A 303-nucleotide genomic window follows, 5' to 3' on the forward strand; every position below is an offset into this window, starting at 1 on the left:
GCGGACGGCATCGAAAGCGCTGGTCACCGTGTCGATGAGGCGTCCGGAGACGTCATCGGCGGCCAGTTCACGGTAGAACTTGGCGCCGTGGAAATCGCCGGGACCGATCAACTCGTCATTGAGGACGGTGCGCGAGATGAGCCCGGACACCGTCGAATTCAGGCAGGCCGAGGCGATGAGGAAATCGTCGCGGGTGCCGTAGGTGCGCACGCAATGGCCCGGGTCGGCGAGTACGGCCAAGTCGTCGTTGAACTGTGGGCCCCCCGCCGCGTGATAGGCCACCAATGCTTCGGACAGCTCGCG

Annotated in this window: 1 protein-coding gene; it reads right to left on the reverse strand. The window is 65.3% G+C overall.

What is annotated here, in order from left to right; translation table 11 throughout:
• Positions 1-303, reverse strand: a 303-nt coding sequence (locus GV790_RS29660; RefSeq protein ID WP_256673614.1) for a cysteine protease StiP domain-containing protein, incomplete at both ends; no start/stop codon positions are given.

Origin of the sequence: Nocardia cyriacigeorgica (assembly GCF_010858045.1) — a bacterium.
GTDB classification, from domain to species: Bacteria; Actinomycetota; Actinomycetes; order Mycobacteriales; family Mycobacteriaceae; genus Nocardia; species Nocardia cyriacigeorgica_E.